Genomic DNA, 14,016 nt, shown 5'->3' on the forward strand with positions numbered 1-14,016 from the left:
GGGCCTCTTTTTTAATAACTCGTATTTTGTCTCGTTTTTTCATCAGGTACTAACGCGGTGATAATAAGGGCAAGAGCTGTGATGATATGAAGGATGAATCCAAGTATCGGAATCCAGGCGAGGCAGGATGTGATAATCCCAATGATGCTGCCAATCATTGGTCCTTGGTCTCGCTTCGATAAGACGAGTGTGATAATATGCAGAATAAGCATGACCATGAGCGGTGAATAGCCATTGCTAATAATAAATAGTCCTCCGATGACAGGGATGGCAAGACAGGCTTCAAAAATCCCGGTGATCCATTTCATGATGCGAGATATAGACATGAGATCCAACTCCTTTTTCATATATGTCTTATTCGTATTTTACCAAAACGTGAAGAAGTCATGCAGATTTCTATAGAAAGAGTTGATGGATGATGAGAGAGAGAATCAAGGAAGAGCTGAAAATCATCGAAGAAACGTATGACGTAAAAATTTGCCTCGCGGTTGAATCAGGCAGCAGGGCTTGGGGATTCCCCTCGACTGATAGTGATTACGATGTTCGTTTTTTATATGTTCCTCGAAAAGAATGGTATTGGGCAATGGAAGAACATCGTGATGTCCTTGAACGGCCGATTGATGATGTGCTTGATATCAGCGGCTGGGAGCTTAGAAAGGCACTTCGCTTATTCAATAAATCGAATCCGTCCATCATGGAATGGCTGTCGTCTGACATCATCTATGCTGAATCTTTCTCTTTGGCAAAGCGGCTAAGAGAATTAAAGGATCGAGCGTTTTTTCCTCCAGCATTGATGTATCATTACCTCAATATGGCGAAGCGGAATGAAAGCCGGCATTTACGAGGAGAGCAGGTGCGAATCAAGAAGTATTTCTATGTACTTCGTCCGCTGCTTGCCTGTCAGTGGATTGAACGATACAGGACGGTTCCGCCGATGGACTTTCATGAACTGCTCGAAGAACTAGTGGAGGAAGGTCCGCTTTTAGCGGAAATCCATGAGCTGCTCAAACGTAAAATGGACGGAGAAGAAATGGATGTAGAAAACCGTCTCGCTTATGTCCATCCATTTATCGACAAAGAGCTCGCGCGATTTGATGAATTGGTGAAAAGCTACAATCAGCCGAAAGACAACCTGTTGCAAGAATTAAATGAGCTGCTGCAGTCTACCCTTGATGAGGTGTGGGCGTAAGCAGGGAAGAGCCAGCCGGATCACGGCAGGCTCTTTTTTATCTCTTATTGTGATAAAACCACAAAAAAAGTCAGAATTTTTGTCATCTTCAAATATTGTAGCGGACAGCTTATGAGCTTTACAATAAAGACATAGCTTACAAAGAGTGGGAGGTGCCCTTTATGGAGTCGGTCACAAGAAATTTCTTCTTGTTTTTGTCAAAGAGCAGTCTCTTGAACCATATTGCTCGTAATTGGGGAAGTGCTGTTGCATCTAAGAAAATCATCGGAGGGAAGGACTTTGAGAGTGCCATCCCTGTTATCAAGCGATTAAATGACCAAGGAATGGCTGTGACAGTTGATCACCTTGGTGAGTTTGTCACAAAGGCAGAGATTGCCAATGAACGGACGACTGAGTGTATTCAAACCATTCAGCGGATTGCTGAGGCGGGACTCAATTCCCATGTGTCACTCAAAATGACATCCCTTGGCCTGGATATTGACGATGACCTTGTGTATCGCAATATGAAACGTATTTTAGATACGGCAGAGAAGCACCGTATCATGGTGACAATCGATATGGAGGATGAACAGCGCTGTCAAAAAACGCTGGACATTTTTAAAGAGATGAAATCTCAATATGAGTATGTCAGTACGGTCTTGCAGGCGTATTTGTATAGAACAGAAAAGGATCTTGATGACCTAAATAAGCTGCAGCCATTTTTAAGACTTGTAAAGGGTGCCTATAAGGAATCCGCCGAAGTGGCGTATCCAAACAAAAAAGATGTCGATCTGAATTATCAAAAGCTGATCGAAAAGCAATTGCTCTCAGGAAACTATACAGCCATTGCGACACATGACGATCAAATGATTGAGTTCACGAAAAATATTGTGAAAAAACACAATATACAGACAAGTCAGTTCGAATTTCAAATGCTGTACGGCATGAGATCAGAAACGCAGCAGGCACTTGTGAAAGAAGGCTATCAAATGAGGGTCTATACTCCGTATGGACGAGAGTGGTATGGCTACTACATGAGACGTCTTGCAGAACGGCCGGCAAACATTGCCTTTGCTCTAAAAGGGATGACGAGAAAATAAATTGAAACGGGAGCGTGACAAAAATGACAACACCTTACAAGCATGAACCATTCACGGATTTTAGCCAGGAAGAAAACCGCAAAGCGTTTGAACAAGCATTAGCTAAAGTAACAGAATCACTTGGTCAAACCTATCCGCTCGTAATTAATGGAGAAAGAATTGAAACGAAAGACAAGATTGTTTCGATCAATCCAGCGAAAAAGGATGAAGTGGTTGGAACCGTATCAAAGGCCGGGAAGGAAGAGGCAGAGCAGGCGGTTCAAGCAGCAGCGAAAGCATTCGAAACATGGCGCTACACGTCTCCAGAAGAAAGAGCTGGCGTATTATTCCGAGCTGCGGCAAACATTCGCCGTAAAAAGCATGAGTATTCAGCCCTTCTTGTCAAAGAAGCAGGTAAGCCGTGGAATGAAGCAGATGCAGATACAGCAGAAGCGATTGACTTCCTAGAATATTATGCCCGTCAAATGCTGGAGCTGGCGAAAGGCAAACCAGTGAACAGCCGCGAAGGCGAACGCAATCAATATGTTTACACACCAACTGGCGTGACGCTCGTGATTCCGCCGTGGAACTTCTTGTTTGCGATCATGGCAGGAACAACAGTAGCGCCAATCGTCACTGGGAATACAGTTGTTTTAAAACCCGCAAGTGCGACGCCTGTCATTGCAGCCCGTTTTGTGGAAGAGCTTGAGCAAGCTGGTCTTCCAAAGGGTGTTGTCAACTTTGTACCAGGAAGCGGAGCAGAGGTCGGGGATTACTTAGTAGATCATCCGAAAACAAGCCTGATTACATTCACTGGATCAAGAGAAGTAGGGACACGTATCTTTGAACGCGCAGCAAAGGTGCAGCCAGGCCAGCAGCATTTAAAACGTGTCATTGCTGAAATGGGCGGTAAGGATACAGTGGTTGTCGATGAGGATGCAGATGTTGAATTAGCAGCTAATGCCATTTTTACATCAGCCTTCGGATTTTCAGGTCAGAAATGTTCAGCTGGATCTCGGGCTGTCGTCCATGAGAAGCTGTATGACCAAGTCGTTGAGCGAGTGAAGGAAATCACAGAAACGAAAACAACAGCCAATCCACTTTCTGCGGATGTTTACATGGGACCTGTCATTGATCAAGCGTCCTTTGACAAGATCACGGATTATATCGAGGTTGGCAAACAGGAAGGCCGCTTAGTCACTGGCGGAACGAGTGATGATTCGGAAGGATACTTTATCCACCCGACCATTTTTGCAGATCTTGAGCCAACTTCCCGTTTAATGCAAGAAGAAATCTTTGGACCAGTCTTGGCTTTCTCGAAAGTCTCTAGCTTTGATGAGGCACTTGAGGTAGCCAACAACACAGAATACGGTTTAACAGGTGCTGTCATTACGAATAATCGTGATCACATCAACCGTGCGAAGCAGGAGTTCCATGTAGGGAACCTTTACTTTAACCGGAACTGCACAGGTGCCATCGTTGGTTACCACCCATTCGGCGGCTTCAAAATGTCAGGAACGGATTCAAAAGCAGGCGGTCCAGATTACCTAGCTCTGCACATGCAGGCAAAAACGATTAGTGAAATGTTTTAATATGGAAAAAGCATGAACCTGCACTGATGGGTTCATGCTTTTTTTGCCTGCTTGCGACTTGTTTCTATACAAATCTGACTGGAAAGAAGTATGATAAATGTATCACTTAATCAGGGAGCAATCGGGATGGAAGAGATATTAGAAAAGCTTCATACATTTTTTGATGTCGATAAATTAATTGCATTTATTAGCGGATATTTAAAAAAACCAGTCATTTTAGAAAGCACAGAGTGTCAGCTCCTTGCTTATAATTCTTACAGCATTCAGCAGTTTGACCCAGTCAATCAGCAAACGATTTTCTCCAAGGAATGTCCGGGGTCTGTGGTCGATTGGTTAAAGAAAACAGGGGTAATTGAGCGGCTTCACAAGGAGTCAAAGCCTTTTTATGTGAGCGGCCATGACGAGCTCGGATTTAATCGGCGGGTGGCTGTGAGCGCCAAGCATAAACAAGAGGTAGTAGGCTTTATTTGGGTGCAGGACATTGAGGACTCCCTCTCTCAGGAGGAGCTGCAATTTTTACACGAAGCGTCCTTTCAGGTTGGAAAAGTGATTTATAAGAATAAGAAACAGCTTGAGAAAAAGGAAGGGAAGATTGAAGAGTTTTTCAAAAAGGTCATGGATGATCATTTTTATACAGAAGAAGAGCTGAAATGGGAGGCTGAGAACTTAAGCATTCCACTGCCAGCCGTATTTACCGTCATGGTCGTGCACGCTGCCGATAACAAAAGTGAGACGGCAGAAGATGTGAAGGATGTCATTCGAACGTATTTGCAGCTAGAGGATAAAGTGAATCACGTCTATTCAGTTCAAGCAGATATTGTCGTTATATTAGGCAGCCTGTCAGACCGGCACTCACCGAAAGCGACTGCCGCTGATGTCATCGCACATCTGCAATCAAAAACGCATGCCCATCCTTCCCCTTTGTATATCGGGATGGGAAGAGAGTATCGTGATGTCATGAAAATGAGTACAAGTCGATTTGAAGCGATAGAGGTCGTGAAGGCAGTGAAAATTGTCGGAGGACAAGAACTGATTCCATATGATTATGAGAATTTAGGGGTCTTCCGGTTTTTAGATTCCATTTACAGCCATCAAAAAAAGAAAAACGACTTCAATCCAGATTTGTTACGCTTGAAGGAAAAAGACCGCGAGAGTCAAACCTCGTTTTTAAAAACGCTGGAAGTCTACTTATTGAATAACTGCAAGCTAAAGCCAGCAGCGGAGCAGTTGTTTATTCATCAAAATACATTAAACTATCGAATGAAACAAATTTTTGACATGACCTCGATCGACTTAAGTCATTTTAGCCAGCGGTGTGAGTTATTTATTGAATTGATGCTGATGAAAAAAGATCAATAATGATGATGGAATCCGCAGGTGCACGGGATCACCTGCGGATTTTCATGTGACATGCGAAAATGGCATACAACGGATGCATTTCGTTGTATGATAGATAAAGATTTTATGAGAAAAGTGAAAGGGGGGCCACCTTTGGGATCAGTCACCTTAGCCATTTTGATTTTCATCATGACCCTCGTCCTTGTCATTTGGCAGCCAGGACGTGTCACCATAGGATGGTCAGCGTGTGGAGGCGCCATTCTTGCACTTGCCTTTGGTGTCGTTCATCTGGGCGATGTGTGGGAAGTCACGCAAATTGTATGGAACGCCACATTTGCCTTTATTGGCATTATTATCATATCGTTAATTTTAGATGAGATCGGCTTTTTTGAATGGGCTGCACTGCATATGGCAAAAGCCGCAAGAGGCAACGGTGTCCGCATGTTTATTTATTTAACATTGCTAGGCGCTGTTGTGGCTGCTTTTTTTGCCAACGATGGAGCGGCACTGATCTTGACCCCAATCGTTTTATCTGTGGTGAGAGCGTTGAAGCTGGATGAGCGCATGGTGCTGCCTTTTGTGATGGCAAGCGGTTTTATTGCAGACACAACCTCCTTGCCATTTGTCATTAGTAACCTGGTCAATATCGTATCAGCCGACTATTTTCATATTGGTTTTCTAGAATATACAGCGAATATGTTCGTGCCAAACCTTGTGTCGCTTGGAGCGAGCATGCTGGTTCTGTATGTATTTTACCGAAAGCTTATTCCAAAAACCTACGATCTGTCTCAGGCAAAGGAACCGGCATCAGCTATTCGAGATATCCGTATGTTCCGTTTGTCTTGGTATGTGCTCGGCTGTCTGCTTGTGGGTTATTTTGCGGGGGAGCTGATCGGTATTCCAGTGTCCATCATCGTAGGCGGGATTGCCCTTGCTTTCTTGTGGCTGGCGAGAAGAAGTCCGCAAGTGGCGACAAAGCGAGTGATCAAAGAAGCGCCGTGGTCCATTGTGTTTTTCTCGATCGGCATGTATGTTGTCGTATATGGACTGAAAAATGTCGGTCTTACAGAAATATTGGCGGCATGGATCCAGCAAGGGGCTTCACATGGCTTGCTTGCAGGAACGATGTTTATGGGCGTGCTTGCCGCAGTGCTGTCCTCTGTGATGAACAATCTGCCGACCGTTTTAATTGATGCGATTGCCATTGGACATACAGATACAGCAGGTGTCATGAGAGACGGACTGATTTATGCCAATGTCATCGGCTCCAACCTTGGACCGAAAATGACCCCAATCGGCTCATTGGCGACATTGCTGTGGCTTCATGTCTTAAAGAAAAAAGGCGTCCATATCTCTTGGGGAGCGTACATGAAAGCCGGAATCCTCCTGACCATCCCAACCTTGATTCTCACTTTACTCGGGTTATATGTATGGTTATGGCTCATTCATTAAAAAGAAAAAAGAGCAGATCTCATGGATCTGCTCTTTTTTTGCTACAGATATTTCGCATAGCGTTTTTCTAAAAAGTCCTGAAGCAATGAGACGACACTGCAAATGCCCCAGTAAATGAGTGCGACCAAAATATACATGGTCATATAATCGAATTCTCGTCCGCCTACAATTTTTGCTTGCTGGAAGAGCTCTGGTACAGTAATCATCGCTGCCAGTGAGGAAGCTTTGATTAAATCGAGCATGACATTGGTCAATGGCGGCAGGGCGATGCGGACGGATTGGGGCAAAATGACACCACGCATCGTTTGCCAATAGCTGAGACCTAATGATTTAGCGGCTTCCACCTGTCCACTTGGAACAGAGGAGAGGGCTGCCCGGTTAATTTCTGCAATATAGGCAGCACTATTAAAGCTGAACCCAATAATGGCGGCAGTGACCGCTGTGAACTCTATGCCGATATAGGGGAACCCAAAATAGAGAATAAACAAAATCACAAGAATGGGCACGCCTCGCATGAATGAGATATACAGCCGTGCAGGCAGCCGAAGAATCCAAGAATTCGCCATTCTGGCAAGAGCGATAAAAAAGCCAAGAATGGTACCAAAAAACATGCTCACAAAGGAAATGAGCAGCGTCAGCCAGATGCCTTTCATAACAAACGGAAATGACGCCTTTGCCAGTGCAGGATTAAATATATATTCTAAATGAATATCTCCCACGATTGCGGCTCCTTATTTGGAAATGTCGACATCTTCGACATCAGCATCAATTTTCTTAGAGACGTCTGCATGATTAAAGAATTTCTCAGAAATCTTTTTCATTGTTCCGTCTTTTTTCATGTCGCCTAATACACGATTTAATTCTTTTTGAAGCTCTTTGTTGTCCTTCTTCATAACAAAACCTTGTTCATTCGGCATGTACTTCAAGTCAGGGTGAATCGTAATATTTAGTTTAGGAAATGCAGCAAGAGCCAGTGTCTGCAAGTAATAATCATTTAGAATGACATCTGTACGGCCGTTTGCAACATCCTTTAGGTATTGCTCGTTTGTCGCATTATCATAAATGACTTCCTTTGCACCGTACTTACGAGCAACATCCATATAAATCGTTGTGGCAGCCCCTGCTGCTTTCTTTCCTTTTAAATCTTTTAAAGTTTTAATGCCAGATAAATCATCTTTCCGAACGATAGCCGTTCCGTAGGAATATTTATAAGGGGTTGAAAAGGCAAACTTGTCTTTTCTGTCATCTGTGATGTCGATATCATTTGCAGCGGCATCCACTTGACCAGAATTAATGGCGCTCAGCATCCCATCATAGCCCATTTCTTTAAATTCTACTTTCACATCAAGACGTTTAAACGCTTCTTTGACGACTTCTACTTCATAGCCAGTTAATTGATCCTTGCCATTAGAAGTATCATGATAAGAAGTTGGATAAAGGGTGCCTGAAGTTGCAACCACGATTTTCCCTTTCTTTTTAATCTGATCCCACTTTGTGTCTTCAGATTGAGATGAGCCTGATTGACTGCAAGCAGACATGATAAGGATGAAAGCAGATACAACAAGCATGATCCATATAGGTTTTTTATGATAAAAACGACTCATTTAAGAATCCTCCTCTATTTTTTATACAAAACAAAACATAGCACGCTTTCTCTATAAGGACAACGTTTTCAGAAGAAAAGTGAAAAAGTAAAAATATTATAAGCAATTTGCGTGTTAGAAATAATGTATAAAAAAGGAAAGCGAGCGCAAAATAAAGGCGAATAAAGGAGGGAACAACAATGATGAAAAAAATAAGTAGTTTGATCATCTTGTCGATGATGCTGTTATTTGGTTTTCATATAGAAACGGCTCATGGAGAAACACCTCAAATGGAAAAGCGCCCGGTGACACATCAAGTGAAATTAACAGCAGAACAACAAAAACAAATTGAAATCCTTGAGCAGCAAATTCTTTCTAAGCGAAAAGAAGTCATTAAGAAATATGTACAGTACGGCGTGTTAACAAAGGAACAAGGCACACACATCACGAAACGAATGGATGAGCATTACACTCATTTGAAAAAGAACGGATTTGTTCCATTGCTGAAAAAACCACAGCACCATCGCCCATGATAATGATGAAACCGGCAGCGAAGTGCCGGTTTTTTATTGTCGATCAGAAGGTGAGACTTTCCCCATCTTGAGGGACAAAAATGGCTTGATCTGCATGATGTTCTTGAACGTAAGCTTCTAAAGCAGCTCTTGTTAACAGGCAATGATTCACTGCTTCAAGATGACAGACGACAATTTGAGCTTTTGGCTGAGAACGGTGAATGTCTAGAATCTCTTCCTTGGTCATTGTAATGGGATCGCCTTCTAAAAATTGAGCAGCCCCGCTATTGACCACAATGACGTCTGGCTTGCTTGTATTCACAACCTCTTTCGGTTCATCACACCAAATGGTATCACCTGCAATATAAAGGGTAGGTTCATCAGGGTGAGAGAAAACAAAACCGCTCACCTGCCCCATCCGCTTCGCCGTTTCTCCCGTCCCATGCTGTCCGTCTGTACGTTTAATATGAACGCCGCAAATGTCCATTTCATCTTCAATGCACGTGACATGCTGAAATCCAGCTTCTTCAACTTCTTTTCGATCCTTCTCCGATTGAGTATAAATTGGTTGATCCTGAGCTAATTTCCTTTTGGCTTCGTCGTCAAAGTGGTCCACATGTAAATGAGAGAGTAAGACAGCATCTGGGTGTAACAGACTGTCTAAATCTATATTTACAGGAAGCTCCACAATAGGATTGTTCAAATGTTGATTGGCTGTATGAGGGAACGGTGGATATGTTCCTTTTGCTGCTAAAAAGGGATCGATTAAAAAAGTTGAATGACCATAGTGAAGGTATAAAGTCGCATTGCGAATGAGTGTAATTTTCATAAAAAGGCCTCCTTTTTTTCTGATTAAGTTTACAGTATATTAAAAGAGTTCTACGTGACAGAGGATTATGAAAGTCTTTTGGCAGAAGGGCTTGATTTTTGAAAGAGGTGGGCCAATGCTAGACCAAACAGATATGAATATTTTAAAAGAACTATCAAAGAACAGCCGATTAACGATGAAAGCTCTAGGTGAAAAAGTTCATTTAACCGGCCAAGCTGTTGCAAATCGGGTGTTAAAGCTAGAAGAAGAAGGTGTGATTGAAGCATATACCATTTCAATTGATTGGCAGACACAAAAGTCGATTCAAACCTTTTTGCAGCTATATACCCGTAGTCATCATCATGAACCACTTCTGTCGTTTCTTTATAAAAAGGAAGAAATCAAGAATTTGTTCAAAATAAGTGGTGAAGGCTGTTATATGGCTGAAGGACATTTCTCCAGTCATGATGAACTTGATCAGTTTTTAACGGAGCTGACGAATTACGCAAATTACAAACTGTCTATTGCGGTTAAACGTCTCATTCATCAGTAATAGAAGAGACGCAGGAGGAAAAGGAACGATGCAAAAATTAATCGAAAATCAAGCTGAACCGATGACAAAGGAAAGAATCAAAGCAGACTTGGTTCAACTTGGTGTAAAAAAGGGCATGATTTTATGTGTTCATTCATCTTTATCATCAATCGGCTGGGTAAACGGAGGCGCTGTAGCCGTCATACAAGCATTGATGGAAACCTTAACAGAAGAAGGGACACTGATTATGCCGGCACAAACGTTAGAGCTTTCTGATCCCGCCGATTGGATCGATCCGCCTGTTCCTTATTCATGGTGGAAATCGATCAAAGAAACAATGCCCGCATTTGACCCAGCTTACACGACACCAGCAGCAATGGGAAAGGTGGCGGAAACATTTTGGAAATACCCAGGCGTGGCGAGAAGCAATCATCCCCATTTTTCATTCACCGCCTGGGGGAAAAGAAAACATGAAATTCTGCAACACCATGCACTTTCCTTTGGATTAGGAGAGCAGTCACCTCTTGGCCGCATGTATGATCTTCATGCTCAAGTGCTGCTGCTTGGTGCATCATTTGAGAGCATGACAGCTTTTCATCTAGCTGAATACCGAATCCCTCAGCAGGACCTCATGACAAGAGGGGCCCCTATTTTAGAGAATGGGTGGAGGGTATGGAAAGAGTACCAAGATATCATCACAAGAGAAGAACTATTTGAACAGATTGGCCGTGATTTTCTGCAATCAGGAGGCATCCATCAGCACAATCAAATTGGACTTGCCAGTTCATATTTACTGCCCATGAGAGAATCGGTAGACTATGCGGAACAGTGGCTTGATCTATACGATCAGTCGTAATCTACACTGTTTGGAAATTTACATAATAAACGTCTTGATCAGGCTGCTGTGAGGTGTAGCAGGTAAGCTGATAGTTTCCTTTTGGAATGGAGAAAGACAGCACATTGGCCATGACGCTTGTGATATAAACTTGATCATTTGTAAGCGTAAAGGGAACTGTTATGGCTCTATCAACCGAGACTTGGGGCTCATCGCTATTTAATGTCACAATAATAGACGCCTTTCCATTATTGATTCCTTCAAAGGAAACTCCTTGATCTCCTGTTGCAAATCCTTGAAGAATGTCCTCATCTGTCCAATCAATAACAGGTGGTGTTTCGCTTCCGGTGTATACCGTGATTTGGTGGTAGGAGATAGATAGGGAATAGGCTTGATTTAAGTGATTCATATAAAAAACTCCTTTATTTATGGATTTTTGTTGGAACGTGAATGGTTAAAGAGTGATTCTTGAGGAGAAAGTTAGGCAGCAAGACGATTGTCGCCGTCTTGCGCTATTTGGTGTGGGATCTAGATGTGAAATTGCGAGACCATTGCTTTTAAATCTCCTGCTAAATGGGCAAGCGCTTCTGATGAAGCTGTTACTTCTTCCATTGCAGCAAATTGTTCTTCTGTTAAACCGGCTACTTGCTGTGAATGTTCACTCGTTCGTTTCACGCCTTCTGTAATAGACGCAAAAGACTGTTTCGCATCGTTTGTATAAGCTGCGATTTTTTGTGATGCACTTGATAAATGCTTAATGCCATTCGCCATTTCTCTCATCGACTGCTGGATATCATGAAATGATTCCTCTGTATGAGAGATAAGTACAGCCCCTTGAGCCGCTTCCTCTCTTACTCGTTTGATGGCATTCGTCGAATGAGTCATCTCTTTTTGTATTTCAGAAATGAGATGGGAAATCATGTTTGATGATGCTTGAGATTCTTCTGCAAGCTTTCTCACTTCGTCTGCGACAACAGCAAATCCTTTTCCGTGCTCACCTGCCCGTGCTGCTTCAATTGCTGCATTAAGAGCTAGCAGGTTTGTCTGGCTGGCGATATCTGTAATGACTTTGGAAATATGATCAATTTCAGCTGAACGTGTTTCCAACGCTTGAATCGCTGTACCGTTTTCTTCAATTGATTTTGCAATAGACGTCATTTGTGAATGAACTTCACTGATATTGTGTACACCTTTTTGGGCCACTTCTTGTGCGGAGTGACTTCTTGAAGCCATTTTTCCTGCATTTTCAGTGATGTTTGCCAGCTCGTTTGATACTTGAATCATTGTGTGCTCACTGGCTGTCATTTGAGCTGATTGTTCTTCTGATGATTGTGCTACTTCTTGGATCGTGTGGGTGATTTTTTCTGACGCTGCACTCGTTTCTTCTGCGCTAGCTGACAGCTGCTCAGAGGATGTGGCCACTAATTCAGACGTGTTCATGACATTTAGAATGGTTTGATTTAATTTTTCACGCATCTTATTGAAATGGCCAGCCAGATCAGACAATTCATCACCAGCAGTATCCGTCACATTGATGGTTAAATCACCTTCGCCTGCACTCTTAATGGCAGAAGCCATATGCTTGAGACGTGCCTGAATCCGTTTAGTGAAAATAGAAATAATGATGACCGAAACGATCAGACTTAACAAAAGGACGATGACAAATTGTATATAGAATGACTGAAGCATTTGTGAAATCATGCTTTGATTGGCGCCAGTATAAAAAATACCAATTGTTTCGCCTGCTTCATTTTTGATCGGCATATAAGCCGTTTGATAGTCTTTCCCGGCAACATTTGCAGTGCCGTAATAGTTTTCTCCTTTATCTAAAACAGTGGTCTTCACTTCAGGAGAGACTTCTGTACCTACAGCTCGTTTCCCATTTAACATGACATTCGTAGCAACGCGGGTATTTCCTTGAAAAATCGTGATGGTATCACCGGTATATTCGGCTAATTGGTCAACCAATGTGTCATGATCATTCATTTGCGTATTTCCTTTGAATAGCTTGTTCTCTTTAATCTGCCATGAGCCTTCTACTTTTTCATTCAGGTAGGCGTAGCCTAGTTTTAAATCACCTTTTGCTTTTTCAGTTGCCATTTGCTTGATGTTTTCTGTCATCTCGCGATTCACCACATAACCAACAACTGCGGAAAAGATGATGAGGACACTTAAAAAGATCAGCAAAATTTTGGCGCCAAGCCTCAGTTTTCCCTTTTTCTTCATGCTTTTTAACTCCTTTAGGTATAAGGTAGGATATCCCTCCTTAAGGATTATCGGCATGAAAAAAGTGTTTAAAATACCTGCATGCAGTCATGTGAAAATTTTTTTAATATAGAAAAGGGAAAGGCTGCTAATCGATGATAAATTGAATTCTTGTGCCGTCAGGATCATCCGATAATTGATGACTTACCCACGAGCCTGCGCCTCTATTATCAGAAGGGCGTACATATTTGACAGAAGCTCCTGTGCCTCCTTCTTTGCACATTGCCATTGGCCATTCGTCACGATCATACCCGCGCTTTGTTGGAACGCCATGTAATGATCGATCCCTTTGCTCATCACTATGTTTACGGTCAATTGTACAAATGGATGAATGACCTTCATCAATGGCTTCTTCTATGTGCTTGGCTGTTTCGGGATAGCGGTCTGATGGAAAATGAATCGTTTTGTCATAAGATGAATTCGCTGTCTCTTGTTTCCCTTGCTCCAGCTGGATATAGCCTGTTGCTACACCAATAACAATCAATAAAAGCAAGAGAATCATTTTAAGAAGTTTCATAGGTGCTGGCTCTCTTTCTTGTTTGCGTATTTTGTAAACAGAAGTATAGCAGAATTACTTACCAATTTCTCCTGGTTTTGAAAAAACGCCTTTTAAAATTCAAAAAACAGATTTTACTTGATTTCTTGTTTTTCATTTTTGTAGAAATTCATAAAAATTTTAATTTTGTAGATCATAAAACGATTATGCTCATCCAAAATGGCTTTATCACTGCTTTTTGAGCTAATTTCAAGAATTTAACACACAGAAATTTCAAAAAAATAAAATTGACTAGACCGATCTGCTTTAATAATATGGAGTCAAATATCAAAAAATGTCGTAATTTATCAAAATAT

15 protein-coding genes are annotated in these 14,016 nt (G+C 42.2%); 8 read left to right on the forward strand and 7 right to left on the reverse strand.

Annotated features, from left to right (window positions below):
* Positions 1 to 11 precede the first annotated feature (11 nt).
* Positions 12 to 326, reverse strand: coding sequence for a hypothetical protein (locus tag MHH65_RS01875; RefSeq protein ID WP_024424319.1), 315 nt, complete (start codon positions 324 to 326; stop codon positions 12 to 14).
* A gap of 92 nt (positions 327 to 418) precedes the next feature.
* On the opposite strand from MHH65_RS01875, the gene MHH65_RS01880 reads away from it, so the two are divergent.
* The 5 genes from MHH65_RS01880 to MHH65_RS01900 all read left to right on the forward strand — a co-directional run bounded on the left by MHH65_RS01880 (position 419) and on the right by MHH65_RS01900 (position 6,629).
* On the forward strand, positions 419 to 1,189 hold the full coding sequence (locus MHH65_RS01880) for a nucleotidyltransferase domain-containing protein (RefSeq protein WP_268414318.1): 771 nt from the start codon (positions 419 to 421) through the stop codon (positions 1,187 to 1,189).
* A 161-nt stretch (positions 1,190 to 1,350) separates the two neighbouring features.
* A complete protein-coding gene (locus MHH65_RS01885) occupies positions 1,351 to 2,268 on the forward strand; it encodes a proline dehydrogenase (RefSeq protein WP_268414320.1) in 918 nt (305 codons plus the stop codon).
* 23 nt (positions 2,269 to 2,291) lie between these two features.
* Complete coding sequence (gene pruA / locus MHH65_RS01890; protein WP_135032814.1) at positions 2,292 to 3,839, forward strand: L-glutamate gamma-semialdehyde dehydrogenase; 1,548 nt, start codon at positions 2,292 to 2,294, stop codon at positions 3,837 to 3,839.
* A gap of 126 nt (positions 3,840 to 3,965) precedes the next feature.
* Positions 3,966 to 5,198: a helix-turn-helix domain-containing protein gene (locus MHH65_RS01895; RefSeq protein ID WP_034283288.1), complete on the forward strand. Its 1,233-nt coding sequence runs from the start codon at positions 3,966 to 3,968 to the stop codon at positions 5,196 to 5,198.
* 132 nt (positions 5,199 to 5,330) lie between these two features.
* On the forward strand, positions 5,331 to 6,629 hold the full coding sequence (locus tag MHH65_RS01900) for an arsenic transporter (protein ID WP_098677317.1): 1,299 nt from the start codon (positions 5,331 to 5,333) through the stop codon (positions 6,627 to 6,629).
* Between the two features lie 41 nt (positions 6,630 to 6,670).
* On the opposite strand, the gene MHH65_RS01905 is transcribed toward MHH65_RS01900, so the two are convergent.
* Together MHH65_RS01905 and MHH65_RS01910 are read right to left on the reverse strand one after the other, a co-directional pair.
* The gene (locus MHH65_RS01905) at positions 6,671 to 7,348 is read right to left on the reverse strand and encodes an amino acid ABC transporter permease (RefSeq protein ID WP_034283291.1); all 678 of its coding nucleotides are present in this window, start codon (positions 7,346 to 7,348) and stop codon (positions 6,671 to 6,673) included.
* Positions 7,349 to 7,360: 12 nt separating this feature from the next.
* Entirely contained in the window at positions 7,361 to 8,233 is an 873-nt protein-coding gene (locus MHH65_RS01910) for a transporter substrate-binding domain-containing protein (protein WP_024424312.1), read from the reverse strand.
* A 182-nt stretch (positions 8,234 to 8,415) separates the two neighbouring features.
* Between MHH65_RS01910 and MHH65_RS01915 the strand changes: the two genes are divergently transcribed.
* Positions 8,416 to 8,745 carry a YckD family protein gene (locus MHH65_RS01915; RefSeq protein ID WP_087978414.1) on the forward strand — a complete coding sequence of 110 codons (330 nt, stop codon included), beginning with the start codon at positions 8,416 to 8,418 and terminating at the stop codon, positions 8,743 to 8,745.
* Between the two features lie 43 nt (positions 8,746 to 8,788).
* Here the strand turns inward: MHH65_RS01915 and MHH65_RS01920 are convergent, their stop codons facing one another.
* On the reverse strand, positions 8,789 to 9,553 hold the full coding sequence (locus MHH65_RS01920) for an MBL fold metallo-hydrolase (protein ID WP_098677316.1): 765 nt from the start codon (positions 9,551 to 9,553) through the stop codon (positions 8,789 to 8,791).
* 115 nt (positions 9,554 to 9,668) lie between these two features.
* On the opposite strand from MHH65_RS01920, the gene MHH65_RS01925 reads away from it, so the two are divergent.
* A complete protein-coding gene (locus MHH65_RS01925; RefSeq protein WP_176544459.1) occupies positions 9,669 to 10,085 on the forward strand; it encodes an Lrp/AsnC family transcriptional regulator in 417 nt (138 codons plus the stop codon).
* 28 nt (positions 10,086 to 10,113) lie between these two features.
* Entirely contained in the window at positions 10,114 to 10,920 is an 807-nt protein-coding gene (locus MHH65_RS01930) for an AAC(3) family N-acetyltransferase (RefSeq protein ID WP_025092812.1), read from the forward strand.
* Position 10,921: 1 nt separating this feature from the next.
* Here the strand turns inward: MHH65_RS01930 and MHH65_RS01935 are convergent, their stop codons facing one another.
* The 3 genes from MHH65_RS01935 to MHH65_RS01945 form a co-directional block, all read right to left on the reverse strand.
* Entirely contained in the window at positions 10,922 to 11,308 is a 387-nt protein-coding gene (locus MHH65_RS01935; RefSeq protein WP_056765076.1) for a competence protein ComJ, read from the reverse strand.
* 119 nt (positions 11,309 to 11,427) lie between these two features.
* Positions 11,428 to 13,125, reverse strand: coding sequence for a methyl-accepting chemotaxis protein (locus tag MHH65_RS01940; protein WP_268414325.1), 1,698 nt, complete (start codon positions 13,123 to 13,125; stop codon positions 11,428 to 11,430).
* A gap of 127 nt (positions 13,126 to 13,252) precedes the next feature.
* The gene (locus MHH65_RS01945) at positions 13,253 to 13,681 is read right to left on the reverse strand and encodes a NucA/NucB deoxyribonuclease domain-containing protein (protein ID WP_024424305.1); all 429 of its coding nucleotides are present in this window, start codon (positions 13,679 to 13,681) and stop codon (positions 13,253 to 13,255) included.
* Positions 13,682 to 14,016: the final 335 nt, after the last annotated feature.

It is taken from the genome of Bacillus sp. FSL L8-0654, assembly GCF_038629965.1.
Taxonomy (GTDB): Bacteria; Bacillota; Bacilli; order Bacillales; family Bacillaceae; genus Bacillus; species Bacillus safensis.